The organism is Bradyrhizobium sp. ISRA436 (assembly GCF_029910015.1).
GTDB lineage: Bacteria > Pseudomonadota > Alphaproteobacteria > Rhizobiales > Xanthobacteraceae > Bradyrhizobium.
Genome location: NZ_CP094519.1, coordinates 1,855,775 through 1,880,324 on the forward strand (window position 1 = coordinate 1,855,775; position 24,550 = coordinate 1,880,324).

Sequence of the window (24,550 nt, forward strand, 5' to 3'; positions counted from 1 at the left end):
CATCCGCGCGTTCGATCGCACTCTGTAAGCGTTGCGTGAGCGTACGATGTTTGTGTTGCGTAACCAGCCGAAGAGCGCTCGGCTTGCGCTCTTCGGCCTCGGTCTCAGCATCTTCGCCTTGATGCCGACCGAGACCGGATATCAGGATATCGCCTCGCTGCTCGCCCGCCAGCCGGGCGTCGCGGAGCGCTGGCAGAAGCGCGTGTTCGCGTCCGCCGTCGGCTCGATCCAGGTCGCCACCTACAGTTTCGGCCGCCCGATCGGCACATCCGCGCCGCTGGCTCCAACCTTCCTGCTTGCAAGGCTCGACAATCAGGGCATCGACGTCAGCCGGGCGGTGACGCGCAATCCGGTCGCGGCATCGCCGCCGCGTTACCAGGCCTCCGATTTTCCCAAGGTCGATCGCACGCTGAAGGGCGATCGCCTCGTCATCACCAAGCCCGATGCGGTCGCGCCCACTGCGCCCTCCAACGGGGGACCGTCGCACGAGGACCCGGCAACGTCGAATGCGTCGGTCAGAGGCATGAAGACCGCAGATAAGGCGCCTGCCGAAAACGCGCCGCTCGATCCCGAATTGCAGGACGCATTGCGTGCGCCGCCATTGCCGCAATATTCGACGTCGTCGCTGCCGCAATACGACGTGTCGCTGTCGCTCGAGGCCGACCCGCTCGACGACCTGAAGGCTGCGCCCGCCACGCCACCATCCGCCGCCCACGCGACGCCGCCGAGCGATCCGTTCTCGTTCCAGACGGCGAGCCTGTTCTTCGGCTCGTCGCTCGGTTCGCCGGAGAGCATCGAGCGCTGGCTGCCGGGCGAGGAGCCGGTGATCGTGACGCCGGCCGCCCAGCCGGATCCCGACATGAAGGTGATGGCATCATTGCCCGTCGACGCCGACGGCCCGGTCAAGGCCGGAGAGATGGGCGAAAGCATCGCGCCGAAAGGCCAGGTCAACGCCGACAACCAACGCGCCAAGACGCCGGCCGAGCGACTCGGTCTGTTCGACGCGAAATCGCGCGCCAAGTCGGAGAAGTGTCTGGCGGAAGCGGTCTATTTCGAGGCCCGCGGCGAAGCGGTGCGCGGCCAGATCGCGGTCGCTCAGGTGGTGATGAACCGGGTCTTCTCCGGCAAATATCCGGAGACCGTGTGCGGCGTCGTCTACCAGAACAAGAACCGTCATTTCGCCTGCCAGTTCACCTTCGCCTGCGACAACATTCCCGACGTCGTTCGCGAGCCCGACATGTGGGATCGCGCGAAGAAGATCGCGAAGGCGATGCTTGACGGCAAGCTGTGGCTGCCGGAGGTCAACCGTTCGACGCACTACCATGCCTATTGGGTACGGCCGTCCTGGGTCAGCGAGATGAAGAAGACGTACAAATTCGGTGTCCACACCTTCTACCGCCCGCGCGCCTGGGGCGATGGCAGCGACGCGCCGAAGTGGGGCAATCCGGCGGAAACCGCCGAGATCTCGGCCGAGCTTGCCGAAGCCGCGCAGAGTTCGGCCGAGCAGGCCAGCGCGAAACGCTGATCGCACGGCATCTTGGCGAGCCCGGGACGAACGGCCGCGGTTCTATTCATTTTGCAGAGCTGTTCTGCAGGCGAAAATTTTTCTCCGGGCCCCCTTGGGGTTTTCATGCATCTGCATTAACTCCCTGTAACGTTTCGCGCGGCCGGCGCCGTGCATGGGTAGTTGCGGGGGAGAGATCAGATGGCTGTAACCACCGGAGACCTTCGTCCGGCATCCGACACGTGGCGCACGCCACTCGTGATCATCGTCTGTGGTTGCGCAATTGCGCTGCTCAGCTTCGGCCCGCGCTCCAGCCTCGGTTTCTTCGTGCAGCCGATGAGCCGTGAATTCGGCTGGGGCCGCGACATCTTCGGCCTTGCGATCGCGTTCCAGAACCTGCTGTGGGGGTTGGGCCAGCCGGTGGCCGGCGCGATCGCCGACCGCTTCGGCCTGCTGCGCGTGATGATCGTCGGCGCCTTGCTCTATGCCGCGGGCCTATTGTTGATGCGCTATTCGACCACGCCGTTGTCGCTCGATTTGAGCGCCGGCGTGCTGATCGGGTTCGGTCTGTCGGGCTCGTCGTTCAACCTGGTGCTGGCGGCCTTCAGCAAGCTGCTGCCGCCCGAGCGGCGCGGCATCGCGCTTGGCGCCGGCACCGCCGCCGGCTCGTTCGGCCAGTTCCTGTTCGCGCCGTTCGGCGTCGCCCTGATCGACAATTTCGGCTGGCAGACCGCGCTTGTCGTGTTCGGCGCGCTGATGCTGTTGATCCTGCCGCTGTCGCTGGCGCTCGCCACCCCGCCGGCCGAGGCCGACAACGTTCCGGCCGCCGACCAGCAATCGTTCAAGACCGCGCTGGCTGAAGCCTTCGGCCATCGCTCCTACGTGCTGCTGGTGCTGGGCTTCTTTACCTGCGGCTTCCAGCTTGCGTTCGTCACGATTCATCTGCCGGCCTATCTCGCCGATCGCGGCATTCCGGCATCGACTGGCGGCTGGGTGGTCGCGGCGATCGGTCTGTTCAACATCGTCGGCTCGCTCGGCGTCGGCTGGCTGCAGAACTACTTCCCGAAGCGTTATCTGCTGTCGGCGATCTATTTCACCCGCGCGCTTGCGACCGTCGCCTTCATCTCATTCCCGATCACGACATTCTCGGCGATCGCGTTCGGCGCGGTCTCGGGCGTCACCTGGCTGTCCACCGTGCCGCCGACGTCGGCGCTGGTGGCGCTGATGTTCGGCACGCGCTGGTTCTCCACGCTCTACGGCTTCGCCTTCGTCAGCCATCAGGTTGGCGGCTTCCTCGGCGTCTGGCTCGGCGGCGTGGTGTTCGAGCAGTACGGTTCCTACACGCCGGTCTGGTGGCTTTCGATCCTGTTCGGCGTGCTGTCGGCGTTGATCAACCTGCCGATCGTCGAAGCCCCGGTCGCACGCCCGGTTGCGCAGCCCGCCTGATGGGTTAAACAATGCCCCGAACCTAGGGATTTCGGGAGTGCACATCGTGGCAACGTTCAAGGCAATCAGGATCGACAAGGCGGACAAGGGTACCACCGCCGCGCTCACGCAATTCGACGAAGCCGAGCTGATGGACGGCGACGTCACGGTGCGGGTCGAGTGGTCGACGTTGAACTACAAAGACGGCCTCGCGCTGACCGGTAAGGCGCCGGTGGTGCGCCGGTTCCCCATGATCGCCGGCATCGATTTCGCCGGCACCGTCGAACAATCCAGCCATCCCGACTGGAAGGCGGGCGACAAGGTCGTCTGCAACGGCTGGGGCATGGGCGAGACCCATCTCGGCGCCTATGCCGAGAAGGCCCGTGTCAAAGGCGACTGGCTGGTGCGTCTGCCGGACGGCATCTCGGCGCGGGATGCTATGGCGATCGGCACCGCAGGCTACACCGCAATGCTGTCGGTGCTGGCGCTGGAGAGGCATGGCCTGACGCCGAAGAGCGGTCCGATCGCAGTGACGGGCGCCGCCGGCGGCGTCGGTTCGGTCGCGATCGCCGTGCTCTCGAAGCTCGGTTACCACGTCATCGCTTCGACCGGACGGATGTCCGAGGCCGACTATCTGAAGGGTCTCGGCGCGTCCGAGGTGATCGAGCGCGCCGAGCTGTCGGGCCCGGTCAAGCCGCTCGCGAAGGAGCGCTGGGCCGGTGGTGTCGATAGCGTTGGATCGACCACGCTGGCGAATCTGCTCTCCATGACGCGCTATGGCGGTGCCGTCGCCGCTTGCGGTTTGGCGGCCGGTATGGACCTGCCTACGTCGGTCGCGCCCTTCATTTTACGGGGAGTGTGCCTTCTCGGCATCGATTCGGTGATGTGCCCGATCGAGTTGCGAAGGACTGCCTGGCGCCGCCTTGCGAGCGATCTGGATAAGGCAAAACTAGCTGATATCACTCACGAAATTGCCTTGGACGAGGTCGCTGCCTATGGTCCGAAAATCCTCGGCGGCCAGGTCCGCGGCCGGATCGTGGTAAAAATAGTCTGAGCGCGTTCAGACTTTACCAACCAAGCTGCTCCAATGTTGCCACGGTTGGTATGGTAAGCAGCGGGTAAAGAGACCTACAGCATGATCTGGGAGGCCTCGCGCAGATGTCGAAAGCGCCTGTGCGGGAATCTTGTGGGTACAAGGAGCGGGAGCCCGCGCTCGTAAGTTGGAGTAGCTGCATGCTTGCGCGTTTGATGTTGGGGGCCGTCACGGCCGGAGCGATGGTCGTGCCGGCATTCGCGGGCATGATGAACGCCGACGAGGCCCGTAAGTTCGTCGCCGGCAAGGTGTTCGCCTTCACCTGTTTCGACGGCACCCGCGGCGCCGGCCGCATTCTCGACGACATGGGTGCGGCGGGCTCGATCCAGTTCTCCGGATCGGGTCCGATCCGCCACGTGCGCCTGCCCGGCAACACGCTGCAGATCCGCGGCCAGAGCGTTTGCGCCTCGCTGAAGGGGCTGCCGTTCGAGCCCTGTTTCAATCTCGACAAGCAGGACGATCGTTCATTCCGCGGCTCGGTCTCCGGAATGGGCTTTGCCTATTGCGACTTCCATCACCAGGGTGGCCATCAGATGCTGATGGCACGCGCGGTGGCGCGGCCGCGGTCGCATCATCGCTCCGAGCAGACGCGCGCGGCCGACGCGTCGCAAACCGAGGTGACGGCACGCGTGGAAACGCCGCGAGTCCTGAGCAACAAGCTCGACCCGGTCAAGTCCGAGGCCAAGGCGGAGCCGGCCAAGAGCGAGAGCCCGCCCGAGCTGCGTCGCTCGACCGAGTAACGCCACCAGTCAATCTTCGCGCCGGGACCTATATCGGCCGCCAAGCCGTAGTCATACGGATGGCGGCCTTCATGCGTTGGTAGCTACTCAATGTCCAACGTTCTCCGAAAGGCCGGACGTTGGCCCCGTATTTGAGTAGAGTTTATGGCGCAGTATTTTTTCAGGATCAGTCACGGCGAATACGCAGGCGCCTCCGATCAGGCGACGGAGTTCGAGAACCGGGACGTGGCCTGGGCCGAGATGACGAAAGTCTGCGGCAACTTCCTTGGCAGCATCTCGCGCAATCTCAAGCAGAACAGCGAGTGGCACATGGAGTTGCTCGACGAAGGCCGGAAGCCCGTGTTCAGGATCCGCCTTGTCGCGGAATCGGTCGACTGACGTTCGCCGCTCTCCAACACTCCGCCTATCCCTCCGCTTGCGGGAGAGGCGGCGGGGCCTGCCTGCGGAACAGGATGCGCTGGTACAGCCAGCCGATCGCGACCAGTACGATGCCCAGGCACATGAACGACAGCGCGCGGTAAACGCCGGTCAGCGTCGACATGTCGACCAGAAACGCCTTCAGGATCGTCAGGCCGATCACGACGGCGGATGCGAGTCGTGCACGCTGCGAGTTCACCAGGATACCGATACCAAGCAGCGCGACGCCGAATATCAGCCAGGCGATCGAATAGGTGTATTGCTCCGCGTCCGTGGTCTCGCCGTAGGTCAGCAACGGTCCGTGATAGAGCCGGCGGATTTCAAAGGTCACGTAAGCGAGCGCAAGGATCAGCGCGCCCGCGGCGATGGTGTTGCCGTAGCTCGCGGGGCGATGTCCCGCCACGGCGCAGAACAACAGCAGCGCCAGCGCGGCCGGCAGGGCGTAGCCGAGCAGCAGCAGGTTGATGAAGCTGCCGCCGACGTTCTCGGACCACAGCATCGGGTTTTCCAGCCCCAGCAGTCCAAACACGGTGCCGAGTCCGGCGAAGGCGGTCAGCAGCACCGCGCCGACATTGTGGACGATGCTGCCGCTGCGCAGCCGCAGGCGCTCCAGCCCGATCGCCATCGCCAGCGTCACGCCCACCTGCAGCGCGACCTCGGTTAGCCCGGCGGTATCGCGATAGACGTCACCGCCGTTGACGGCGTGGCGGATCTCCATGAAAGCAAGCAGCACCGTGAACAAGATGGCGGCGGACTCGAGCATCCGCAGCGGGACATCGTCGCCGTTGCGGCGGAGGAAGTGGCTTCCCGCCCAGAACGACAGTGCCGGGATGCCGTAGCCCCACAACAGCCAGTTGAAGATCGGCGTGGTGCCGACGGCATCACCGGCGATCCGCGGCTCATAGCCGATGCGCAGCACCACGATGGCGGCGAGGATCGCGGCGAGCCAGCGCAGGAACCGGATCGGCCGCTGCACCGAGAGCCACGCGGTGCCCATCGAGACCAGCGCGAGGGCAATGGTGAGCCAGCCGCGGTCGAGCGCGAAGGTCAGCGCGAGGGCAAGCGAGGCGAGCGCCCCCGTGGCGAACAGCGCGATCGAGGCAGACAGCTCCGGCCGCTCGCCGCGCCGTGTCAGCGCCTCGGTCGCGGCAGCGTAGGCCGCAGCAAGCAGCACGGCGAGGATCGCGAACGGGATCGAGCGATCCAGATGCGCGATGCGGGCATAGAGCGCGATCAACAACGCGACCGGCGTGAACACGGCCGCGGCGGCCCAGGTCACCGTGATCTTCGTCGCGGCAAAACGCATCTGCGCGAGGAAGCCCGCGATGCCGAACGCGGCCGCGAACACCGCAGCGGTGACGAGGTGCAGCGAGACCGAACCATCTGTTGCTGACGGGCCGATGCCCGGGATCGCTCCGCCCGGCAGCACCAGCATCTCGACATTGCGGCGGACGGCCCATTCGCCAAACACGATGAAGGCGAAGATCGACGCGGCGCCGATCGCGCCCACTGCCGCGGGCGCGCGCCAGCCGACGACAAGGCTGCCGGCCACCAGCAGCGCGAAGCTGATCATGGCGGCGTCCGCATGCGCGCTGTTCAGCACGATCAGCATCGCGCCGAACAGGTAGGCCGCGAGCGAGGCGGACGAGATCGGCTCGATCGCTTCGCCGTCACCGTCCGGGCCGAACATGAAGCCGCACACCACGAGCAGCGCGGCCAGCACGAACCCCGCGATCACGTGGAAGGCGTGCGGCGCGATCATCTCCGGACCGCATTGCAGGCAGGGGAAGGTCCACAGCAGCGCGAACACGATCGTCGTGACCGCAAGCCAGCGCCACAACCGGATCCGCGCGAGCCCGAACGACGCCGCGGTCACGATCGCGAGATAGATATAAAGCGACCAGAAGTCGGGCTTGTCGGATGACACCAGGATCGGTGTGACGAAGGCGCCGACGATGCCGAGCCCGGCGAGCGCGGGCCCATGCAGCAGCGCGGCTGCGAGCGTACCGAGCGCGACCAGACCGAGCAGGATGAACGCGGTCGCTGGTGCGAGGAAGTCATAGAGCGCGTAGGCGGCGTAGACGGTGGCGAACGCCACCGCGGTGCCGGCGGCGGTGAGGATCGCCGGAACGTTGGCGATCGGCAGCGCTGCGATGGTGGAGATGCTTTCCTTGCGCCGCGTCCATTCGCCGGCCGCAAGCAGTGCCAGCGCGAACAGGCCGCCGAGCATTGTGCGTACGCCGGGGCCGAGCAGGCCGGCCTCGATCGAGTAGCGCACCATGAAGAGGCCGCCGAGCGCGAGCGTGAGCCCGCCGATCCACACCACCCAGCGCGTGCCCAATCTCTCCTCCAGGCCGGGCGGTGGTTGCGGCAGGGGTGGCGGCGCAGCGCTCGGCGCGCTCGCGGCCGGCTGGTCCTGAACATCAGGTGCAGCGGGTGCCGCCTCCGGCAACGGCGGCGGCATCGGTGCGATCGACGGTGCCGCGGGCAGCGTCTGCTCGGCTTCCTCTGGTGGTGCCCGTGTGAGCGGGTGCGCGCGGGTTCCTGTCGCGGCCTCGATCGCGTCCAGCCGGCTCCGCAGCGCGGCAATCTGGTTCAGCGCCTTGCGCGCGAAGATGACCGCGACGATGGCGATGACCAGCGTCAGGAACTCGAAGGGTGAATCGAACATTGAGCCTCCGGCAAAGCCGCGCCGGACTTTTGGCCAGCCAGCGGCCCGTCGCAACCTATTATGTGCAGCCTGACGGGCTGGAAGTTCAAGCGATCGCGCGGGGCACGTTCGTGCTATTCCACATCGATGCGGAATGGACGGCCTTCGACGTTCATGCTGCCCGGACCCATCGCATCGAGTGCGCGCAACATCCGGCCCTCGCGTCCCAGTGCCTTGTCGGCAAGGCTGACGATCAGCCTGTTCGGTGCCGCGATCGGCGAGGCTTCGCGGATCAGCTGGGCGATCACCATTTCATCACGGTGCGGATTGAGTGCGCAAACGGCGGCGAATGCGCTCGCGGTCGAGCGGCTGATGCCGGCATAGCAGTGGACCACCATCGGCGCACGACGGTCCCAGCCGCGCACGAAGCTCAGCACTTTTTCGATATGCTCTTCGTTGGGTACGACGAACCCGTCCATCGCTTCCGTGATGTCGTCCATCGACACTTTCAGATGATTGGCGGGAAGCACGGAAGGCGGCCGCTGCACCTGGTCGACATTGGCCATCACGGTGAGCACATGGCTGGCGCCCGTGGTCCTGACCGTGTTGGGAAGCGCGGCAAGTGAGCAGACGTGAAGCATGACGGTCCTTAGAAGATAGTCTCTGTACCCGCAATTATAGGCCCGCGTGGAGGCCGGTTAAAGCCGCTGCGGCCGGTCAGCTATGCAGCGCCTTGAAGCGCTCGAGGAACTGCTTTTCGGCCCTGGCCGCGGTCCAGGGCGTCAGATAGTCGCGTTCCGTCGCCTCGGGCAGTCCGGGATCGCGGCCGAACAGACGCCTGGCTTCACTTTCCGAAAATCCCGCGAGATGCGTCGCTTCGAGATAGGCCGCGCCGCGATCCGCGGCCTTGATCTGTTGGGTGATCTCGTCCGCGAGCACGGCAGGCAGGCCGAAGCGGATATGGATCGCGGACAACAGCCGCTTCTCCACCACCTTGTAGTCGCCGCCGAGCACTGCCTTGAATGGCGAGATCATGTCGCCGATGACGTATTCCGGCGCGTCATGCAGCAGCGCCGCCAGGCGGAAGCTGGCATCGACGCGCGGCATCTGCTGGCGCATTACCGCCTCGACCAAAAGCGTGTGCTGGGCCACCGAGAAAATATGCGCGCCGCTGGTTTGTCCGTTCCAGCGCGCAACCCGCGCCAGGCCGTGCGCGATGTCGACAATCTCGATGTCGAGCGGCGAGGGGTCGAGCAGGTCCAGCCGGCGCCCGGACAACATGCGCTGCCAGGCGCGAGCGGTTTCCGTCGATTTGCGTGCGATCATTTCGTCTTGAGCCGCGGTGCGCGGTGCTTGCCGCTGCAGTTCTCGTGACAAAAGCAGGTGACGAGATGATCGTTGACCATGCCGGTCGCCTGCATGAAGGCATAGACGATCGTCGGGCCGACGAACTTGAAGCCGCGTGCGCCGAGCTCCTTGGAGATCTTGATCGAGATCGGCGTCGAGGCCGGTACGCTCGCGGTGGTCTTGAACTGGTTGACCTTCGGCTTGCCGTCGACAAAGTCCCAGAGGAATTTCGAGAAGCCGGGGCCCTTCTCCATGATCTCCAGATACGACTTGGCGCTTGCGATCGCGCCCTCGATCTTGGCGCGGTTGCGAACGATGCCCGCGTCGTTCATCAGCGCGTGGACCTTCTTGTCGTTGTAGCGCGCGATCTTCTCGGGCTGAAAGTCGTCGAAGGCCTTGCGGAAGTTGTCGCGCTTGCGCAGGATCGTGATCCAGGACAGGCCGGCCTGGAAGCCGTCGAGGATCAGCTTCTCGTAGAGAGCACGGTCGTCGTACTCCGGCACACCCCATTCATTGTCGTGATAGGCGACATAGAAGGCATCCTCGCCCGGCCAGGGGCATCGCGTCTTGCCGTCCGGATGCAGTTGTGCGGTACGGCTCATGCGACGGTCTGCTTGGGTGTGGTGCGGACGACGTCAGGCTCGGCGAGGCGGAGCGACAGCCCGCCCGCAGTCAGCGGCTGGCCGGCATCGAGTGCGTCAGCGACCCGGTCGATGCGGACCAGCGCGAGGCCTCTCTCGCCCGCGGTCGAACCTATCGTGCCGACCTGCTTGTCGCCGGCCAGTATCGTTGCGCCGGCCTCGGGCGATGGGCCGTCGAGGATGATCTTCACGGTGCGGGTGCGCGCCGTGCCGCGGTGCTGCATGCGCGACACCACTTCCTGGCCGACATAGCAGCCCTTGTCGAAATCGACGCCGTGCAGGCGATCCATGTTGGTCTCGTGCGGGAAGGCATCGCCATACATGAAGTCGAGCCCGCCGCGCGGCACGCCGCTCGCGATGCGATGCGCCTCATAGGCACTGCTGTCGACGAGATCGGCGCCGACCAGATCGGCGAGCTTCTGCTTCAACTCTTCCGGGATCAGGATGCGCCAGCCGAGCGCAGCATTGCGCGGATCGGCAAAGGCCAGGTCGGGTGTTGCCGTCGGCGTACCGTCCCACGCTGCCAGCACGCCGAGGCTGTCGGAGAGGTTCTCGACCGCGACCTTGGCGCGCAGCTTGTAGAAGCCGAGTTTGTCGGCGAGCGCCTTGGCGAGCGCGCGCGGCGCGTCGATCAGGAAGCCGCCGCCGTGGCCGGCCGGCGCCTCGGTGATCAGGAAATCGACGATGATCTTGCCCTGCGGCGTCAACAGTGCACCGAACCGGGCCTGCCCCGGGCGCAGCTCTGCGACATCCGCCGTGATGAGGCCGTTGAGGAAGTTGCGGGCGTCCTCGCCGGAGACCTTGACCACGCCCCGATCTGGAAGAAACGCTGCTTTCATTCGCAAAATTGGCTCTTTTTCCAAGTTCCTTGGGAAACGCGCGGCTCGCGGATATCCCCTGCCAAGCTAAGGCGCTAGAGTGCACCGAACAAGGCCCGTACGACAGTGGAAAAGCGGGCGTCGAGGACCGATGAATCAGCGTTTTGACACCATTCTAAAATCCGGCACCGTGGTCAATCAGGACGGCGAGGGCGTGCGCGATATCGGCATCGCCGATGGCCGCATCGCCGCGATCGGCTCGCTCGGCCAGGCCTCGGCTGGCGAGGTTATCGACTGCAAGGGCCTGCACATCCTGCCCGGCGTGATCGACACCCAGGTGCATTTCCGCGAGCCCGGCCAGACCCACAAGGAGGATCTGGAGACAGGATCGCGCAGTGCCGTGATGGGCGGTGTCACCGCCGTGTTCGAGATGCCGAACACCGACCCGCTGACGGTGACCAAGGCCAACTTCACCGACAAGGTGAAGCGCGGCCGCCACCGCATGCACTGCGATTTCGCGTTCTTCATCGGCGGCACCCGCGAGAACGTGCAGGACTTGCCGGAGCTCGAGCGCGCACCGGGCTGCGCCGGCGTCAAGGTATTCATCGGCTCCTCCACCGGCGCACTGTTGGTCGAGGACGACGAGAGCCTGCGGCGGATATTCCAGGTGATCCGGCGCCGCGCGGCGTTTCATGCCGAGGACGAGTACCGCCTCAACGAGCGCAAGCCGCTGCGCGTCGAGGGCGACCCGCGCTCGCATCCGGTGTGGCGCGACGAGACTGCGGCGTTGATGGCGACCGAGCGACTGGTCAAGCTCGCGAGCGAGACCGGCAAGCGCATCCACGTGTTGCACATCTCCACCAAGCAGGAGATCGAGTACCTGCGCGACCACAAGGACGTGGCGTCCTGCGAGGCGACGCCGCACCACCTCACGATGGCCGCGCCGGAATGCTACGAGCGGCTCGGCACCCGCGCGCAGATGAACCCGCCGGTGCGCTCGGCCGATCACCGCGCCGGCATCTGGTACGGCATCGAGCAGGGCATCATCGATGTGCTCGGCTCGGACCACGCGCCGCATACGCTGGAGGAGAAGGCGAAGACCTATCCGGCCTCGCCCTCGGGCATGACCGGCGTGCAGACGCTGGTGCCCGTGATGCTCGACCACGTCAACGCCGGCCGGCTGTCGCTGGCGCGGTTCGTCGATCTCACCAGCGCTGGTCCTGCGCGCCTGTTCAACATCGCCTGCAAGGGCCGCATCGCGGCGGGCTATGACGCCGACTTCACCATCGTCGACCTCAAGCGCAGCGAGACCATCACCGACAAATGGATCGCCTCGCGCGCGGGCTGGACGCCCTATGACGGGGTGCGGGTGCAGGGCTGGCCGGTCGGCACTTTCGTGCGCGGCAACCGCGTGATGTGGCAGGGTGAGCTGACGACGCCGTCGACGGGCGAGCCGGTCCGGTTCCTCGATACGCTGAGCCCGTAGATTCTAATCCTGACGCGTTTTCTTCACGCGAACCGTCGCCCCACTTCGCTCGAAAACGCTTTGGTTATTGCCTGGCGAGCGCCAGCGAGAACTCGCCGTTGCGCACGCGCGCGGCTAGCCCTTCGGCGAACTTGGCGACCGCATCCTCGCCATAGGTGGAGACGAGCTCGGCCAGTGCCGCAAACAGGCTCGCCTGCGCCAAGCAGTCGCCGTCGACGCCGTCATGACGCGCCTCCGCCCAGGCCTCGTTCAGGTAGCCCAGCGCGGCTTGCTTCTGCTCGTGATCGGGCCGCGGGTCGTTGTGAGGGGGAAAGGACGCTGGATGGCGCATGAAACTCATCGAAATAGGTGCGCGGTCCGGAAGCGAACCACGGCGACACCGGCGAGGTGTAGCACGCATGCGGGTACCGCCTAGCCCATATCTTTAAGAAAGGTTAACGCGCCTCTCGGCATTTAAAGGGGAATTCCCGACCTCGGCCGCCCTTTAGCCAAATGAGCTGTGGATATGGTCCAGCACCGCGCGCGGCGAGGCGCAGAGGTGGCTGGCGCCGGCCTCGATCAGCTCCTCAGGCGTGCCATAGCCGTAGGTGACGCCGACCGCGCGGATGCCGTTCCTGTTCGCCCCGATCACGTCGTGGCTGCGGTCGCCAATCATCACGGCCCGCGCCGGATCCACCCCGGTCTGCTCCAGCGCATAGGCAAGCAGCTCGACCTTGTTGACGCGGGTGCCGTCGAGCTCGGAGCCGAACACCTGGTCGAAATGACCTGACAGCCCGAAGTGCGCGATGATCCGCGTCGCGAACATGTGCGGCTTGGAGGTCGCAACGAATATCCGCCGCGGCCTCTGCCGCAGCGCGGCCAGCACCTGCGCGATATCGGGATAGACGGCGTTCTCGAACAGCCCGACATCGCCGAACCGCTCGCGGTACAAGGTAACCGCGTCGTCGGCGAGTTCCTCGCCGCCGAGCAGCGTCACAAAGCTGGCCCGGAGGGGCGGCCCGATGCACCAGGTCAGTTCGTCCTGCGAGGGAACCGGATGGCCGAGCTTGCGCAGCGCATACTGGATCGAGCCGGTGATGCCCGGCTTCGGGTCGGTCAGCGTGCCGTCGAGATCGAAGAAGATCGCGCCGTCAGTTGGCATAGCGGGCCGTCAGGTCGCGCGAGATCTTCGAGCCCTCCTCGATATAGCGGCGGATCGCCACCACGGCGGCCGGCGTACAGGTGCGGTAGGTCTGCTGGAAGCCGTTATAGCCGCGGTTAAAGCCCGCGATCATGCGGGCGCGGCGGTCCCCGGAGGGGGTCTCGGCGTCGATCAGGGCCTGCATCTCGTTTCGCCATTTGGCCCCTTCATTGGCCCCGCAGATGCCCCGCAAGTAGTGCAGGGTGCCGAGGATCTCGGCCAGTCGCTGCAGGTCGCCGTCGAACGGCGCAGCCGCGTCCTGCGCCCGGGCGGGCGTCACGAGGCATGCCGACAGTACGATCAAAACAGCGAAATAAGCTTTGCGCATCAGGGGTTCCGGGACCGCCCGTGGTATGCCCCCGCAATGCGCCCGAGGCAAGGCAGCGAAAGCCCCGAATCGGGCCTCAAACCAGCCCTCTGGCGGCCGCGATTACCTCGTGGAGCCCGCCGGTGACCTTGAGGTCGCCGATCTCCTCCGGCCGCAACCATTTGAAATCGTCGTGCTCGTCGTTCAGCATCGGTTCCCGGGAGATCCAGCGCGCCGCGAAGGTCATGATCAGGTAGTGCCCGGCGCCGGGACCCGCCGGCAGCACCTCGCGCCAGCCGGCCAGGCCCAAAATCTCGATGCGCAGGCCGGTTTCCTCGTCGACCTCGCGCTGCAGGGCGGTGTGCAGGGATTCGCCGAATTCGACCCGGCCGCCGGGCAGCGAATAGGAGCCCTTGCCGGGCGAGCGGGCGCGGCGCACCAGCAGCACCTTGCCCTCGCGGAAGATCGCGCCGGACACGGCGAGCTGTGGACGGATCGGGGGTTCTGAAGAGGTCAAGGCAATCGACAACCGGTTTCTGGAGCATGATCCGGAAAAGTGGCAGCCGGTTTTCCCCGCGACAAACGCGGAGCGTTTGCGCGGAGATCATGCTCAAATAGAAATGTCATCATGCCCGATAAATCAGGCGCTCGCCATGATGCTGTCGACATCGGCCTCCGCGGCGCCGTTGATGACGCCGGCGGTCAGCATCACCAGCGGCTTGACCCAGACGATCGCCTGCTCGGCCAGCGCGACCCGGCTCGTGTCCTGCTGCAACTGGCGCATCGCCGCGCCGACCTCGAGCAGGATGCGCGTCATGCTGGCGGTGAGCTGGTCGAATTCGGCGCGGATTTCGCCATCCGCCATCTGATAGGCCTCGATCGCGAGATCGCGCGCCTTGAAGCCGGAAGCCGTGAAATGCTCGGCATAGGACAGCGGCCGCCATTCCAGGAAATCGCTGGCGCATTCCGGCATGTCCGGAATCATCTCCAGCAGCATGATGGCTTCGTTGAAGTGATTGAGGTAGTCGGTCGCGAGCCCGGTGCGGGGATTGATGTTGGCGGCGCGCAACTGCGCGGCCCGTGCCTCATCGGGATACGTCGGTCGCGGGGAGAGGTCCGCTATGGCGGCCGTTGAGGTCATCTGATGCAGTCTTTAACGGTCGGGGTTAAAGCGGATTAAACGGATACCTATTTGGACGGGACATGTGCGGACGCTTTGTCATCACCTCGCCGCCGGCGGCCTTGCGGCAGATCTTCGGCTATATCGAGCAGCCGAATTTTCCGCCGCGGTATAATGTTGCGCCGACCCAGCCGATCCCGGTCGTGATCCTGGACAATGGCGGCCGGCATTTTCAATTGATGCGCTGGGGCCTGATCCCGTCCTGGGTCAAGGACCCGCGCAGCTTCTCGCTGTTGATCAACGCCCGCTCCGAGACGGTGCGCGAGAAGCCGGCGTTCAAGAACGCGCTTCGGCGCCGCCGCGCGCTGGTGCCGGCCGACGGTTATTACGAATGGCAGGACGCCGGCGGCCGCAGGCGTCCTTTCTTCATCCATCGCCGCGACGGCCGTCCGATCGCGTTCGCCGCGCTCGCCGAGACCTGGATGGGCCCGAACGGCGAGGAGCAGGACACGGTCGCGATCGTCACCGCGCCCGCAAGCCGCGACCTCGCGAGCCTGCATCACCGTGTTCCCGTCACCATCGCGCCCGACGCCTTCGAGCGCTGGCTCGACTGCCGCGCCAACGACGTCGACGACGTGATGCACATGCTGAGGGGCCCTGAGATCGGCGAGTTCGCTTGGCACCAGGTGACGACGCGCGTGAACGGCTTTGCCAACGACGACGCACAACTCATGCTGCCGATGACCGCGGAAGAGATCGCCGCCGAGGAAGCCCCGCCGCCGAAGAAGCCCGCGCTGCGCAAGACGCCGGTCCGCGAGGACGATGGGCAGGGCTCGTTGTTTTAGGGATCGATTGAAGGCGCGTGCTGCGTGGGCGCTGAAACGACGAAGGTGAAAGCAATCCATTACTCCGCGTCATACCCCGCGCATGCGGGGTATCCAGTACGCTGCGGCCCCTCGGATCAATCACTGCTGCCTCTGGAATACTGGATCGCCCGCCTTCGCGGGCGATGACAGTCGTTGAGACATGGCTTCGTATTCTCGCGACACGGACTGTCCGAGCTTTGCATTTCGTTTCGCCACTCTGAGAACAGAGGGCGCAGGGAAAGCCGGGTGCCGATCGCACCCATGGGTCCCGCGTAGTAAAAAACGCGGGAGGTAGGACCACAGGTGAAACCGGAGCAATCCCGGCTTTCCCTGCGCGATGGGCTACGGCTTATACGTGCTCGCCCCGGCGAGACTGGGCTTTGTTGTCACCGTCATCAGCGAGAGAGTTTGCCTCTTGCTGATGAGACACCTGCCACTAAGGTTTGTACTCAATCAGATGTATAATTTTACGTGGAGATATGATTCAAGCTCTGCATTTGCGGGGCTTGGATCATGGCGGGCGAGTTTTGGTTGAATGATCGGCAGTGGGCAGCAATCGAGCCCTTGCTGCCGCAAAATCAGCCCGGCGCTCGTCGAGTCGATGATCGCCGCGTGATCAGTGGCATCATCCATGTGTTGAAGTCCGGCTGCCGCTGGCGCGATTGCCCGGCAGTGTTCGGCCCTTACACGACCGTCTACAATCGCTGGAACCGCTGGTCGCGGCGCGAGGTCTGGCGCAATCTGTTCGAAGCACTTCGGGGCCTGTCGCCCGATGACGACTTCCAGGCCATCGATTCCACGACCGCCAAGGCGCACCGTGCGGCGGCCGGTGGAAAAGGGGGGCGGAGGCTCAGGCCATCGGTCGTTCCCGCGGTGGCAGGACCACCAAGATCCACGCCGTCTGCGACAGTCTCGGACGCGCCATCGCGCTCGAAGTAACGCCAGGTCAGCGTGGTGACATCCGCGCGGCGCTGCCCCTGCTCAGCTCTCTGCCACCACCGCGTTGCTGTGCGGCCGACACGGCCTATGACGCGAACGAACTGCGGCAATTCCTCATCGAACGGGGAACAACCCCGGTCATCCCAAACAATCCCACCCGAAAACGCTTCCATCCGTTCGACCGCGCCGCATACAAGCGGCGCAACCTCGTCGAGCGCATGTTTTGCAGGCTCAAGGACTGGCGGCGCATTGCAACCCGCTATGACAAGCTCGCCAGAAACTTCCTCTCGGCCGTCAATCTTGCTGCCGCTATCATTTGGTGGACCTGATTGAGTCCGGACCTTAGGGCGTCAGGCCTGCACGACTTCACCGTCCGCCTCATGCGCACTCGTCAGTTGCACGTGAGGCGTCCACCGCATCCCAACCCAACACTCGTGACGATCGCGAAGCGCCCCTCAGGCGGGTGAGACGGGCTATTCATACACTGAGATGAGATTCTGGAAAACAGAAATATTTTTGCAGAAGGGACTTGCGCCGTCGGGCAACTCAGTGATTGCACTGTCACCCCTTTACCGACGCCACGCCCTCGATCTCGATCAGCATCTTCGGATTGGGCAGCGCCACCACCACGCAGGTGGTGCGCGCGGGGTAGGGCGGCGGACCGAACGCGCCGGCATAGAGCGCGTTCATCGTGGCGACGTCGGAGGCGCGCGTCAGCAGCACATTGACCTTGACGAGATCGCGCATCGTGGCGCCGGCCTCATCCAGCACGCGCTTGAAATTGGTGACGACATTGGTGAACTGCGCCTCGAAGCTGTCGGGCAGCTCGCCGTTGGCATCGAAGCCGGGAATGCCTGAGATGAACAGGAGATCGCCGACGCGCGCGCCGAACGAGAGCGGCGGCGCCTTGATGCCTGATGGCGGAGGGACGTGCTTGATCGCTGTCATGGGTCACCCGTCAGCGCGAGAGGGAAGGGCTGGGCTTTGCACGGCGCGCGGCGCGGTGGTGCGCCGGCGCCAGATTTCGTGGCCGATCATGCCAACGACCATCGCCACGACGAACACCACGATCGGCAGCGTGAGGCCGGCGAGATTGACCAGCGCCGGCCCTGGGCAGATGCCAACGAGGCCCCAGCCAATGCCGAACAGCACGGCGCCTGTCACCAGCGGCGCATCGATATCGCTGCGGTCGGGCCAGAGAAAGCGCGCCGAGAAGGTAGGCGCGGTGCGATGCCGCGCGAGCGCAAAGCCGGCCGCTGTGACAGCCACGGCGCCCGCCATCACGAAGGCGAGCGTCGCATCCCAGGCGCCGAAGATGTCGAGGAAGCCGAGCACCTTCTGCGGATCGGTCATGCCCGAGATCAGGAGCCCTGCACCGAAGATCAGCCCGCATATGAAGCTGGCGAGAATCTGCATCGCTAGCCTCCCAGCCCGTGCCTGACCATCGCGACCGTGGCGATCGCCGTCAGCATGAAGATGCAAGTCGCCGCGATCGAGCGGGCCGACAGGCGCGCGAAGCCGCAGACGCCGTGGCCGGAGGTGCAGCCATTGCCCATCCGGGTGCCGAACCCGACCAGCAGCCCCGCGATCGCGATCACAACGAGGCTCGAATTCATCTGAGGGCGCGGCAGCGGCGCGCCGAACAGCGCTGCGATCAATGGCGCAGCAATCAGCCCCGCGACGAATGCGAGGCGCCAGCCGCGGTCGGCGGAACCGCCCAGCAGCGCGCCGCCGACGATGCCGGTGACGCCGGCGATCCGCCCGGTCAACAGCATCAGCAGCGCCGCGGCGAGCCCGATCAGCGCGCCGCCGACGAAGCCGGAAAGGGGAGTGAAGTTGTGCATGGCCATGACCCGAGGTGCGTAGGGTGGGTAGAGCCAACGGGTCCGCGCAGCGCGCGGCCCGATGATAAACTCCGCGAAACCCACCACCTCTCTCAGCTGCTCCGACGATGGGTTTCGCTGCGCTCCACCCATCCTACGATTTGCGATCTACCCAATGATAACCCCCGCGATAGCTGGGACAAGCGCAATCCGGCATGCCTTGCGGGCATTTCAACGGCGCCATCAGTCGGTTAGATTGGCGTGAAATCGATCTGCCTCTCACATCGTTCGGAGAACTCCCCATGAGATTGTCATCCGCCGCCCGCGCCGTGCTGTTCGCGCTGGCGCTGCTCACCGGATCGTCCGCCGCCCGGGCCGACGAGGCGGCCGTGACGCTGGTCATCTTCAAGGGCGGCTGGATCTTCGGCGGCTCCGTCGGCAAGGGCGTCATGACCTTCCACGGCAAGACCTACGGGCTGACGGCCGGCGGGCTGGACTATGGCCTCGTCTTCGGCGGCTCCCAGACCACGTTGCAGGGGCGGGTCCGCAATATCCGCCGGGCTCAGGATATCGCCGGCGTCTATGCCGCGGCGGGCATGGGCGTTGCGCTCGGCGCCGGCGTGCGCGGCATCCTGCTGACCAACCAGAACGGCGCGGTCCTGGAATTGGGCGGCAAGCAGGTCGGACTGATGGCCAATGTCGACCTCAGCGGGCTCGCGATCACGTTGAAGGAATAGCAACTCGCACGTCGGGTGGGTTAGTCTCACTGCGTCATAGATTAGTCTCACTGCGTCATAGATGTTGTGTGTCCTCATCCTGAGGAGACCGCGAAGCGGGCGTCTCGAAGGATGTAGGCCACGGATGGGCCTCATGGTTCGAGACGCGCGTTCCGCGCTCCTCACCATGAGGGGTACAAGGTTTGCTACGCAATAGAACCCATCCGGACTAGGCCAGTGGCGCCTTGATCCACTCGGCCAGCTCACGCCACGGCCGCAACGTCCAATGCCCGGACGCCGCGCCTGATGGCGAGGGCAGCACGAACACGTCGGGAAATCCGCTCATCGTTGGCTGCCGACCCAGCGCGATTGCGCTGGTTGGCCGCTGATAGAACAGGCTCGCCGCCTTCTTGCTGGTGAAGGCGATGGTTTTCGGACGGAACGTCTCGATCTTCGTCCTGAAGCCGATGACGTCGAACGACTGCCTCGCAATCTCGTGATCCATCCCGGCGCTGGTCTTGCAGAGATCGGTGAAGCCGATGCCGAGCGCGAGCAATGCCGCGAACTCGTCCGGCCGATAGCGCCGCGGCGTGATGGCGGCCTCATGCAGCGCGCGCCAGAAGCGGTTGCCGGGATGGGCGTAGTAATGCCCGACCGCGGCGGACCGCGTGCTCGCCGCGGTGCCGACGAAGACCAGGCGGAGATCGGCGCGGAGCTGGTCGGGGAGGCGGTGGGAGATGTGGTCGGACATCACGCTAAATCGTCTTCGGATAGTCCCAGTCTGTCGAGCAGGCCCCTCAGAATGGCGAACTGGCCCTTGGTCACCTTCCGCAATGCGTCCTTCACGGGAAACCAGTTCGCGCGATCCGCTTCGGGAAATTCCGCAAGGCGTCCCGACCTTGGTGGCCACTCCATCTCGAAATTGTTGCTCTTGAACGATGCCAGGTCGAACTCGCCCTCGAACGCCCACGCGCTGACCTGCTTGCCGCCTGGTTGCTTGAAGACCCCGAGCTCGATGAAGGAGCCGACCGGCGATTGTCCCGTTTCCTCCTCGAACTCCCGCTTCGCGGCAACAAAAGGATCCTCGCCGTCTTCGTAGAGGCCTTTCGGGATCGACCATGCACCATCGTCTTTCTTCGCCCAGAACGGACCGCCGGGGTGCACAAGCAGAACTTCCGGGCTGCTTCCCCGGTAGCGAAACATCAGCAGCCCGGCACTTCGTTTGGCCATGGTTGATTCCAAAGAGTTGCTTCATCACATTGTCGGGCACGGGCTCATCACCCGCTTCCAGGCTCGCGGCGACTTCGGTTCACCCCTCCCCGACGGGGAGAAGTGATCATGCCCTAACGCGCCGGCTCCTTGATCTGTTCGTCGGTCGTGACCGACTCTGCAGGCCTCGTCGAGCGGACCATCAGAAACGTTCCCGAGAATGACGTGCCCGCTATCTTCCAGCGTCCGTCGATCTCCGTCGCCTCGGCATTGACCGAGCCCTCGTAATGCACCGTGCCGTAGCCGTAGCCGGGCGGCTCGTAACGCTTGACGAACGAGACTGCGTTGCCGGAGCGATGACCCGCAATCGACGCGTTGTGGGTGCTCAACGGGCACCCGGGCATCATGCAGGGTTCGGTCACGCTGCCGCCGAGCGCGCTGCCGGTCTCAATCAGCGTTGCCAGAAACGTGACCACGCCGGCACCCGGCTGAACATAGCTGCCGTCCCAGATGCCGGTGAGATTGTCGGTCATGATGGTTCAAGTGAATGTGGACGATAGGTAGTCCGCATGAGCGTAGCGATATGCGGGACGGATATAAATCCCCGACGTTGCAAGGATCGATCAGGCCCGGGCAGCGCCTCAACGCAAGATGCGCACGACCGCGGGCGATTGCCTGATCAGGCAAAAGGGTCTGTAATCCATCCAAACAGATCAAGAACAATTCCGGGAGCGGGACATGACGGGAGCGGCAAAGACTCATTACGAGGTGATCGTCGTCGGCGCCGGCGTCGCGGGCATCTACCAGATCAAGCGGCTCGCCGATCTCGGCATCGACGCCACCGTGCTCGAGGCGGCGCCCGATCTCGGCGGCACCTGGTACTGGAACCGTTATCCCGGCTGCCGCTTCGATTCCGAGAGCTACACCTACGGCTTCTCGTTCTCGCGCGAGCTGCTCGATGAGTGGCACTGGAGGGAGCGCTTTTCCGGTCAGCCCGAAAATCTGCGCTACCTCAACTACGTCGCCGACAAGTTCGATCTGCGTCGGCACATGCAGTTTGGCTGCAAGGTCGAGACAATGGTTTTCGACGAGACGCGCGATCTCTGGCGGCTCACGCTCGGCGACGGACGCGTGCTGACCTGCCGCTTCGTTGTGCTCGCGATCGGGTTGCTCTCGGCGCCGACCATGCCGCGGGTGGACGGCATCGACGACTTCAAGGGCCGCTCGTTCCATACCTATTACTGGCCGCACGAGCCGGTCGATCTCGCCGGCAAGAGAGTCGCCGTGATCGGCACCGGCGCCACCGGCATTCAGTTGATCGGCGAGATCGCCGACAAGGTCGCCGAGCTCACCGTGTTCCAGCGCCGGCCGAACTGGAGCGCGCCGCTCAACAACAGCGCGATCTCGGAAGCAGAAATGGCCGACATCCGCGCGCGCTACGACGAGATCTTCGCCGCCTGCGCGCTGACGCCGGGCAGCTTCCTGCACGGGCCTGACAAGCGCGGCTTCTACGAGGTGAGCCGCGAGGAGCGCCTTGCGCTGTGGGACAAGCTCTACGACGAGCCCGGCTTCGGCATCTGGCTGGCGAATTTTCGCGAGATCTTCATGGACGAGGCCGCTAATGCCGAACTGTCGGAATATATCGCAGGCCGCATCCGTCAGCGTGTCAGGGATCCCAAGATCGCCGAAAAGCTGATCCCGAAAGATCACGGCTTCGGCGTGCAGCGCCTGCCGCTGGAGACGAACTATTTCGAGGTCTACAACCGCGACAATGTGCATCTCGTCGATCTCAGCGAGACGCCGCTGGTGCGGGTCACCGAGACCGGCCTGCGCACCACCGCGCGCGACTATGAGTTCGACATCATCGTCTACGCCACCGGCTTCGATGCCATCACCGGCGCCTACGACCTGATCGACATCAGGGGCATTGGCGGCGCGAAGCTCGCGGACAAATGGAAGCACGCGCCGTCCACCTTCCTCGGCATGCTCGTGCACGGCTTCCCGAACCTGCTGATGCCGACGGGGCCGCAAAGCGCCTCCGCGTCCACGAATTTTCCGCGCGGCATCGAGAACGGCGTCAACTGGTGCACCAATTTGCTGCAATACATGTGGGGCCGCGGCTACACCCGCGCCGACGCGACGCTCGAGGCGCAGGAGCGCTGGACCGCGCATGTCGTCAAGATGTACGAGATCATGCTGATGCGCAAAGCCAAGGGCTGGTTCACCGGCTACAATTCCAACGTGCCCGGCCACGAAGAGGGGACGGTGCGGTATTTCGTTTATAATGGAGGGACGCCGAAGTTTTTGGGGATCATCAACGGGGTGGCAGAGAAGGGGTATCAGGAGATTGAGTTTGGGGCGCGTGCGGGTGGCAACGTGCGAGCGGCGGCCGCTGGCGCGTCGGCGTAGTTTTGCCGATTGGCACTCAGGCCTTATACCAAAGGTTACCGCGCTAGCGAGTACGTTGGACTAGCATCCGACCATGCACTTCGCTATGACTGCAATCAGTTCACCTAGTGATTGTGTTATCAATTTGAGGCATTCTGCGCGCTGAGTCATGGGAATGGGGGCCACTAGAAAGCAAGTTGCGGATAGAAGGGACAATTTCTCCGCGGCAGTCGTTCGCGACGTTCGTGACAGAGCCGGAAATCTATGCTCGCAACCGAATTGCCGAAAGCCAACTGTTGGTGCAGATCGGTCCTCAGAGGCGGGAGTGAAGATCATCGGTGTCGCAGCTCACATAAGGGCTGCGGCTCCCGGAGGACCCCGCTTTGATGCTTCGCAAACTCCGGCGGAGCGCAGCAGCATTAGAAATGCGCTTTGGTTGTGCGGAAGCTGTTCGATCTTGATTGATAAGAATGCAGGGTTGGACTTTTCCATTCACGAACTTGAAGAATGGAAGAGCCGTGCCGAAGCTAGTTCAGCGAAGGCGTTGCTATTTGGCGGCTCCTTTCGTCGCCCTGATTGGCTTGATCGGATCCACTATGCCCAGTTCATCAATATTCCAAGGCTTGGGGCGATGTTGGGCAATCCAAATTTGCAGTCGTTGCTTGGTCTCGACCCGCTTCGAGGATTCAGAGGTCAGGGTCTGGAATTAGCATCCAAGATGCACTGGGTTGTCTCTGCACTCGTTCAAAGTTCAGTTGAGGCAATTCCACTAGATGACATCCTGCCGGCGAGCGAGGAGATGATCGGTCAGCTCATTTCTTTCGAGCACCGTTGTTATACGCGGAATGGCGTCGACGGAGGAACGGCAGTATCACCGCAGTTACTATCAAAGTTCGATCCAAAGCGTTCGCCTCATTTCTACATCAAGACGGAAACGACAAGGGTCGTCTTCCCGTATGATCCTGCGTGGGTTACGACTTCAACTGCTTACAGCGATTTCCGGGGTGGACATCGACGATTTGCTGGAATCGGAATCGTGAAGGCAATTAGCGATGACGCGACAGAAATCATCGTCTCACCTTTGATCGTTGCATTCCCTCGAAATGAGTTCATGCAAGCGTTTTACGGCGCGCTCGATTGAAAAGATTAATCTTCGAAAGCTGCTCCAACTATTTTATGCCGACGTACGCCAGCGCAGGTCGCTTCTTCTTGCCGATATAAGGAGCGATCTTCGCAGACAGGTTGGCGAGAAAGGGGGCGATTTCTACGCTCCTTTTTGGGCTGACGCGAAGGATCATGTGGGGGGGATAGCTGATCTGCGGGATAGGTCCAAGGCTCGCGTCGAGAGCAACAAGGCTCGCGCTCGTTTATACCCACTCTTGGCGAATGGGTTCCTTAAACTATGGAACGAAAAGGCTCGATGGCGAAATGAAGCGTTCGACTTCGTACCGACCAATGTGAGTGCTCGATTTTCCATCGCCGAGTTAGGTGCAGTGGTAAAAGTGGAGAACGTTGCGGCGGTGCGCCTGCAGGATGGTTCATATCGAATTGTGTATCCCTACTTTAGCGAGCGGCCGGCGCTGCCGACCGAAGGCGCGAGACTTGGGTTTTGGGCGATCAAGGAAGCGTTGGCGGATTTTGCGATCGAGGATGTGCGCGTAATTGACATCCTGCGAAGCGCTTACTTTCGACCATCAGAAGACCCAGCTCGAGGCGATGAGCGAACGATATTCATCCAAAAATATGACAGCCTGCTTCGCGAATGGCGAAAGCTTAAGGAAGACTTAGAGTAACGGTCGGCGAAAGCGTAATAAAGCCGGGCTCTCGCCCGGCTTCTCGTTGTCTGATAGATGCCCGGGTCAAGCCCGGGCATGACGAGTG

27 protein-coding genes and 1 pseudogene are annotated in these 24,550 nt (G+C 64.1%); 12 read left to right on the top strand and 16 right to left on the bottom strand.

The window, feature by feature from the left end; genetic code table 11:
* Positions 1-46: 46 nt before the first annotated feature.
* From MTX23_RS08800 to MTX23_RS08820, 5 genes are all read left to right on the top strand, one after another.
* A complete protein-coding gene (locus MTX23_RS08800) occupies positions 47-1,525 on the top strand; it encodes a cell wall hydrolase (protein WP_280976233.1) in 1,479 nt (492 codons plus the stop codon).
* 180 nt (positions 1,526-1,705) lie between these two features.
* Positions 1,706-2,950 (top strand): MFS transporter, encoded by a 1,245-nt coding sequence (locus MTX23_RS08805; protein ID WP_280976234.1) that lies wholly within the window; start codon positions 1,706-1,708, stop codon positions 2,948-2,950.
* 46 nt (positions 2,951-2,996) lie between these two features.
* Entirely contained in the window at positions 2,997-3,983 is a 987-nt protein-coding gene (locus MTX23_RS08810; RefSeq protein ID WP_280976235.1) for an MDR family oxidoreductase, read from the top strand.
* A 179-nt stretch (positions 3,984-4,162) separates the two neighbouring features.
* Positions 4,163-4,762 carry a hypothetical protein gene (locus tag MTX23_RS08815; protein ID WP_280976236.1) on the top strand — a complete coding sequence of 200 codons (600 nt, stop codon included), beginning with the start codon at positions 4,163-4,165 and terminating at the stop codon, positions 4,760-4,762.
* A gap of 144 nt (positions 4,763-4,906) precedes the next feature.
* Entirely contained in the window at positions 4,907-5,140 is a 234-nt protein-coding gene (locus MTX23_RS08820; protein WP_280976237.1) for a hypothetical protein, read from the top strand.
* A 25-nt stretch (positions 5,141-5,165) separates the two neighbouring features.
* Here MTX23_RS08820 and MTX23_RS08825 read toward each other — a convergent pair whose 3' ends face one another.
* The 5 genes from MTX23_RS08825 to MTX23_RS08845 form a co-directional block, all read right to left on the bottom strand.
* Entirely contained in the window at positions 5,166-7,850 is a 2,685-nt protein-coding gene (locus MTX23_RS08825; RefSeq protein WP_280976238.1) for a DUF2339 domain-containing protein, read from the bottom strand.
* 113 nt (positions 7,851-7,963) lie between these two features.
* Entirely contained in the window at positions 7,964-8,470 is a 507-nt protein-coding gene (locus MTX23_RS08830; RefSeq protein ID WP_280976239.1) for a protein-tyrosine phosphatase family protein, read from the bottom strand.
* 76 nt (positions 8,471-8,546) lie between these two features.
* Positions 8,547-9,155 (bottom strand): HD family hydrolase, encoded by a 609-nt coding sequence (locus MTX23_RS08835; RefSeq protein ID WP_280976241.1) that lies wholly within the window; start codon positions 9,153-9,155, stop codon positions 8,547-8,549.
* Entirely contained in the window at positions 9,152-9,778 is a 627-nt protein-coding gene (locus MTX23_RS08840; RefSeq protein ID WP_280976242.1) for a DNA-3-methyladenine glycosylase I, read from the bottom strand. Before MTX23_RS08840 ends, MTX23_RS08835 begins: the two co-directional genes overlap by 4 nt.
* The gene (locus MTX23_RS08845; protein WP_280976243.1) at positions 9,775-10,656 is read right to left on the bottom strand and encodes a folate-binding protein; all 882 of its coding nucleotides are present in this window, start codon (positions 10,654-10,656) and stop codon (positions 9,775-9,777) included. Before MTX23_RS08845 ends, MTX23_RS08840 begins: the two co-directional genes overlap by 4 nt.
* 130 nt (positions 10,657-10,786) lie before the next feature.
* Between MTX23_RS08845 and MTX23_RS08850 the strand changes: the two genes are divergently transcribed.
* Entirely contained in the window at positions 10,787-12,121 is a 1,335-nt protein-coding gene (locus MTX23_RS08850; RefSeq protein WP_280976244.1) for a dihydroorotase, read from the top strand.
* Between the two features lie 64 nt (positions 12,122-12,185).
* Here the strand turns inward: MTX23_RS08850 and MTX23_RS08855 are convergent, their stop codons facing one another.
* From MTX23_RS08855 to MTX23_RS08875, 5 genes are all read right to left on the bottom strand, one after another.
* Positions 12,186-12,452: a hypothetical protein gene (locus tag MTX23_RS08855; protein ID WP_280976246.1), complete on the bottom strand. Its 267-nt coding sequence runs from the start codon at positions 12,450-12,452 to the stop codon at positions 12,186-12,188.
* Positions 12,453-12,605: 153 nt separating this feature from the next.
* Complete coding sequence (locus MTX23_RS08860) at positions 12,606-13,262, bottom strand: HAD family hydrolase (protein WP_280976247.1); 657 nt, start codon at positions 13,260-13,262, stop codon at positions 12,606-12,608.
* Positions 13,252-13,629 carry a TIGR02301 family protein gene (locus tag MTX23_RS08865; RefSeq protein WP_280976248.1) on the bottom strand — a complete coding sequence of 126 codons (378 nt, stop codon included), beginning with the start codon at positions 13,627-13,629 and terminating at the stop codon, positions 13,252-13,254. The genes MTX23_RS08860 and MTX23_RS08865 overlap by 11 nt, the downstream gene beginning before the upstream one ends.
* 76 nt (positions 13,630-13,705) lie before the next feature.
* On the bottom strand, positions 13,706-14,125 hold the full coding sequence (locus tag MTX23_RS08870) for an NUDIX hydrolase (RefSeq protein ID WP_280976249.1): 420 nt from the start codon (positions 14,123-14,125) through the stop codon (positions 13,706-13,708).
* A gap of 123 nt (positions 14,126-14,248) precedes the next feature.
* Positions 14,249-14,749, bottom strand: coding sequence for a hypothetical protein (locus tag MTX23_RS08875; protein WP_280976250.1), 501 nt, complete (start codon positions 14,747-14,749; stop codon positions 14,249-14,251).
* 62 nt (positions 14,750-14,811) lie between these two features.
* On the opposite strand from MTX23_RS08875, the gene MTX23_RS08880 reads away from it, so the two are divergent.
* A complete protein-coding gene (locus tag MTX23_RS08880) occupies positions 14,812-15,573 on the top strand; it encodes an SOS response-associated peptidase (protein WP_280976251.1) in 762 nt (253 codons plus the stop codon).
* Between the two features lie 534 nt (positions 15,574-16,107).
* A pseudogene (locus tag MTX23_RS08885) lies at positions 16,108-16,862 on the top strand (IS5 family transposase).
* Between the two features lie 232 nt (positions 16,863-17,094).
* Here the strand turns inward: MTX23_RS08885 and MTX23_RS08890 are convergent.
* Genes MTX23_RS08890 through MTX23_RS08900 form a run of 3 tightly spaced genes read right to left on the bottom strand, consistent with a single transcriptional unit; the run spans position 17,095 to position 18,377 of the window.
* Complete coding sequence (locus tag MTX23_RS08890) at positions 17,095-17,481, bottom strand: RidA family protein (RefSeq protein ID WP_280976252.1); 387 nt, start codon at positions 17,479-17,481, stop codon at positions 17,095-17,097.
* A gap of 3 nt (positions 17,482-17,484) precedes the next feature.
* Positions 17,485-17,949 (bottom strand): DUF6691 family protein, encoded by a 465-nt coding sequence (locus MTX23_RS08895; RefSeq protein ID WP_280976253.1) that lies wholly within the window; start codon positions 17,947-17,949, stop codon positions 17,485-17,487.
* A gap of 2 nt (positions 17,950-17,951) precedes the next feature.
* Positions 17,952-18,377, bottom strand: coding sequence for a YeeE/YedE thiosulfate transporter family protein (locus MTX23_RS08900; protein ID WP_280978012.1), 426 nt, complete (start codon positions 18,375-18,377; stop codon positions 17,952-17,954).
* Between the two features lie 281 nt (positions 18,378-18,658).
* Here MTX23_RS08900 and MTX23_RS08905 point away from each other — a divergent pair, with 281 nt between their 5' ends.
* The gene (locus tag MTX23_RS08905; protein WP_280976255.1) at positions 18,659-19,093 is read left to right on the top strand and encodes a hypothetical protein; all 435 of its coding nucleotides are present in this window, start codon (positions 18,659-18,661) and stop codon (positions 19,091-19,093) included.
* Positions 19,094-19,301: 208 nt separating this feature from the next.
* On the opposite strand, the gene MTX23_RS08910 is transcribed toward MTX23_RS08905, so the two are convergent.
* From MTX23_RS08910 to MTX23_RS08920, 3 genes are all read right to left on the bottom strand, one after another.
* On the bottom strand, positions 19,302-19,823 hold the full coding sequence (locus tag MTX23_RS08910; protein ID WP_280976256.1) for a mismatch-specific DNA-glycosylase: 522 nt from the start codon (positions 19,821-19,823) through the stop codon (positions 19,302-19,304).
* A complete protein-coding gene (locus MTX23_RS08915) occupies positions 19,823-20,302 on the bottom strand; it encodes an NUDIX domain-containing protein (protein WP_280976257.1) in 480 nt (159 codons plus the stop codon). Before MTX23_RS08915 ends, MTX23_RS08910 begins: the two co-directional genes overlap by 1 nt.
* A 113-nt stretch (positions 20,303-20,415) precedes the next feature.
* Complete coding sequence (locus MTX23_RS08920; RefSeq protein WP_280976258.1) at positions 20,416-20,814, bottom strand: hypothetical protein; 399 nt, start codon at positions 20,812-20,814, stop codon at positions 20,416-20,418.
* A gap of 205 nt (positions 20,815-21,019) precedes the next feature.
* Here MTX23_RS08920 and MTX23_RS08925 point away from each other — a divergent pair, with 205 nt between their 5' ends.
* The 3 genes from MTX23_RS08925 to MTX23_RS08935 all read left to right on the top strand — a co-directional run bounded on the left by MTX23_RS08925 (position 21,020) and on the right by MTX23_RS08935 (position 24,462).
* Positions 21,020-22,690, top strand: a complete 1,671-nt coding sequence (locus MTX23_RS08925; RefSeq protein WP_280976259.1) for an NAD(P)/FAD-dependent oxidoreductase — start codon at positions 21,020-21,022, stop codon at positions 22,688-22,690.
* A gap of 304 nt (positions 22,691-22,994) precedes the next feature.
* Entirely contained in the window at positions 22,995-23,810 is an 816-nt protein-coding gene (locus tag MTX23_RS08930; protein WP_280976260.1) for a hypothetical protein, read from the top strand.
* Positions 23,773-24,462 (top strand): hypothetical protein, encoded by a 690-nt coding sequence (locus tag MTX23_RS08935; protein WP_280976261.1) that lies wholly within the window; start codon positions 23,773-23,775, stop codon positions 24,460-24,462. Before MTX23_RS08930 ends, MTX23_RS08935 begins: the two co-directional genes overlap by 38 nt.
* The last annotated feature ends 88 nt before the right edge of the window (positions 24,463-24,550 follow it).

Bases quoted from the DNA above. Each gene is read 5' to 3' on its own strand.
- MTX23_RS08800 (WP_280976233.1), top strand. From the start codon at position 47: ATGTTTGTGTTGCGTAACCAGCCGAAGAGCGCTCGGCTTGCGCTCTTC.
- MTX23_RS08805 (WP_280976234.1), top strand. From the start codon at position 1,706: ATGGCTGTAACCACCGGAGACCTTCGTCCGGCATCCGACACGTGGCGC.
- MTX23_RS08815 (WP_280976236.1), top strand. From the start codon at position 4,163: ATGCTTGCGCGTTTGATGTTGGGGGCCGTCACGGCCGGAGCGATGGTC.
- MTX23_RS08820 (WP_280976237.1), top strand. From the start codon at position 4,907: ATGGCGCAGTATTTTTTCAGGATCAGTCACGGCGAATACGCAGGCGCC.
- MTX23_RS08825 (WP_280976238.1), bottom strand. From the start codon at position 7,850: ATGTTCGATTCACCCTTCGAGTTCCTGACGCTGGTCATCGCCATCGTC.
- MTX23_RS08830 (WP_280976239.1), bottom strand. From the start codon at position 8,470: ATGCTTCACGTCTGCTCACTTGCCGCGCTTCCCAACACGGTCAGGACC.
- MTX23_RS08835 (WP_280976241.1), bottom strand. From the start codon at position 9,155: ATGATCGCACGCAAATCGACGGAAACCGCTCGCGCCTGGCAGCGCATG.
- MTX23_RS08840 (WP_280976242.1), bottom strand. From the start codon at position 9,778: ATGAGCCGTACCGCACAACTGCATCCGGACGGCAAGACGCGATGCCCC.
- MTX23_RS08845 (WP_280976243.1), bottom strand. From the start codon at position 10,656: ATGAAAGCAGCGTTTCTTCCAGATCGGGGCGTGGTCAAGGTCTCCGGC.
- MTX23_RS08850 (WP_280976244.1), top strand. From the start codon at position 10,787: ATGAATCAGCGTTTTGACACCATTCTAAAATCCGGCACCGTGGTCAAT.
- MTX23_RS08855 (WP_280976246.1), bottom strand. From the start codon at position 12,452: ATGCGCCATCCAGCGTCCTTTCCCCCTCACAACGACCCGCGGCCCGAT.
- MTX23_RS08860 (WP_280976247.1), bottom strand. From the start codon at position 13,262: ATGCCAACTGACGGCGCGATCTTCTTCGATCTCGACGGCACGCTGACC.
- MTX23_RS08865 (WP_280976248.1), bottom strand. From the start codon at position 13,629: ATGCGCAAAGCTTATTTCGCTGTTTTGATCGTACTGTCGGCATGCCTC.
- MTX23_RS08875 (WP_280976250.1), bottom strand. From the start codon at position 14,749: ATGACCTCAACGGCCGCCATAGCGGACCTCTCCCCGCGACCGACGTAT.
- MTX23_RS08880 (WP_280976251.1), top strand. From the start codon at position 14,812: ATGTGCGGACGCTTTGTCATCACCTCGCCGCCGGCGGCCTTGCGGCAG.
- MTX23_RS08890 (WP_280976252.1), bottom strand. From the start codon at position 17,481: ATGACAGCGATCAAGCACGTCCCTCCGCCATCAGGCATCAAGGCGCCG.
- MTX23_RS08895 (WP_280976253.1), bottom strand. From the start codon at position 17,949: ATGCAGATTCTCGCCAGCTTCATATGCGGGCTGATCTTCGGTGCAGGG.
- MTX23_RS08900 (WP_280978012.1), bottom strand. From the start codon at position 18,377: ATGCACAACTTCACTCCCCTTTCCGGCTTCGTCGGCGGCGCGCTGATC.
- MTX23_RS08905 (WP_280976255.1), top strand. From the start codon at position 18,659: ATGAGATTGTCATCCGCCGCCCGCGCCGTGCTGTTCGCGCTGGCGCTG.
- MTX23_RS08910 (WP_280976256.1), bottom strand. From the start codon at position 19,823: ATGTCCGACCACATCTCCCACCGCCTCCCCGACCAGCTCCGCGCCGAT.
- MTX23_RS08915 (WP_280976257.1), bottom strand. From the start codon at position 20,302: ATGGCCAAACGAAGTGCCGGGCTGCTGATGTTTCGCTACCGGGGAAGC.
- MTX23_RS08920 (WP_280976258.1), bottom strand. From the start codon at position 20,814: ATGACCGACAATCTCACCGGCATCTGGGACGGCAGCTATGTTCAGCCG.
- MTX23_RS08925 (WP_280976259.1), top strand. From the start codon at position 21,020: ATGACGGGAGCGGCAAAGACTCATTACGAGGTGATCGTCGTCGGCGCC.
- MTX23_RS08935 (WP_280976261.1), top strand. From the start codon at position 23,773: ATGAGTTCATGCAAGCGTTTTACGGCGCGCTCGATTGAAAAGATTAAT.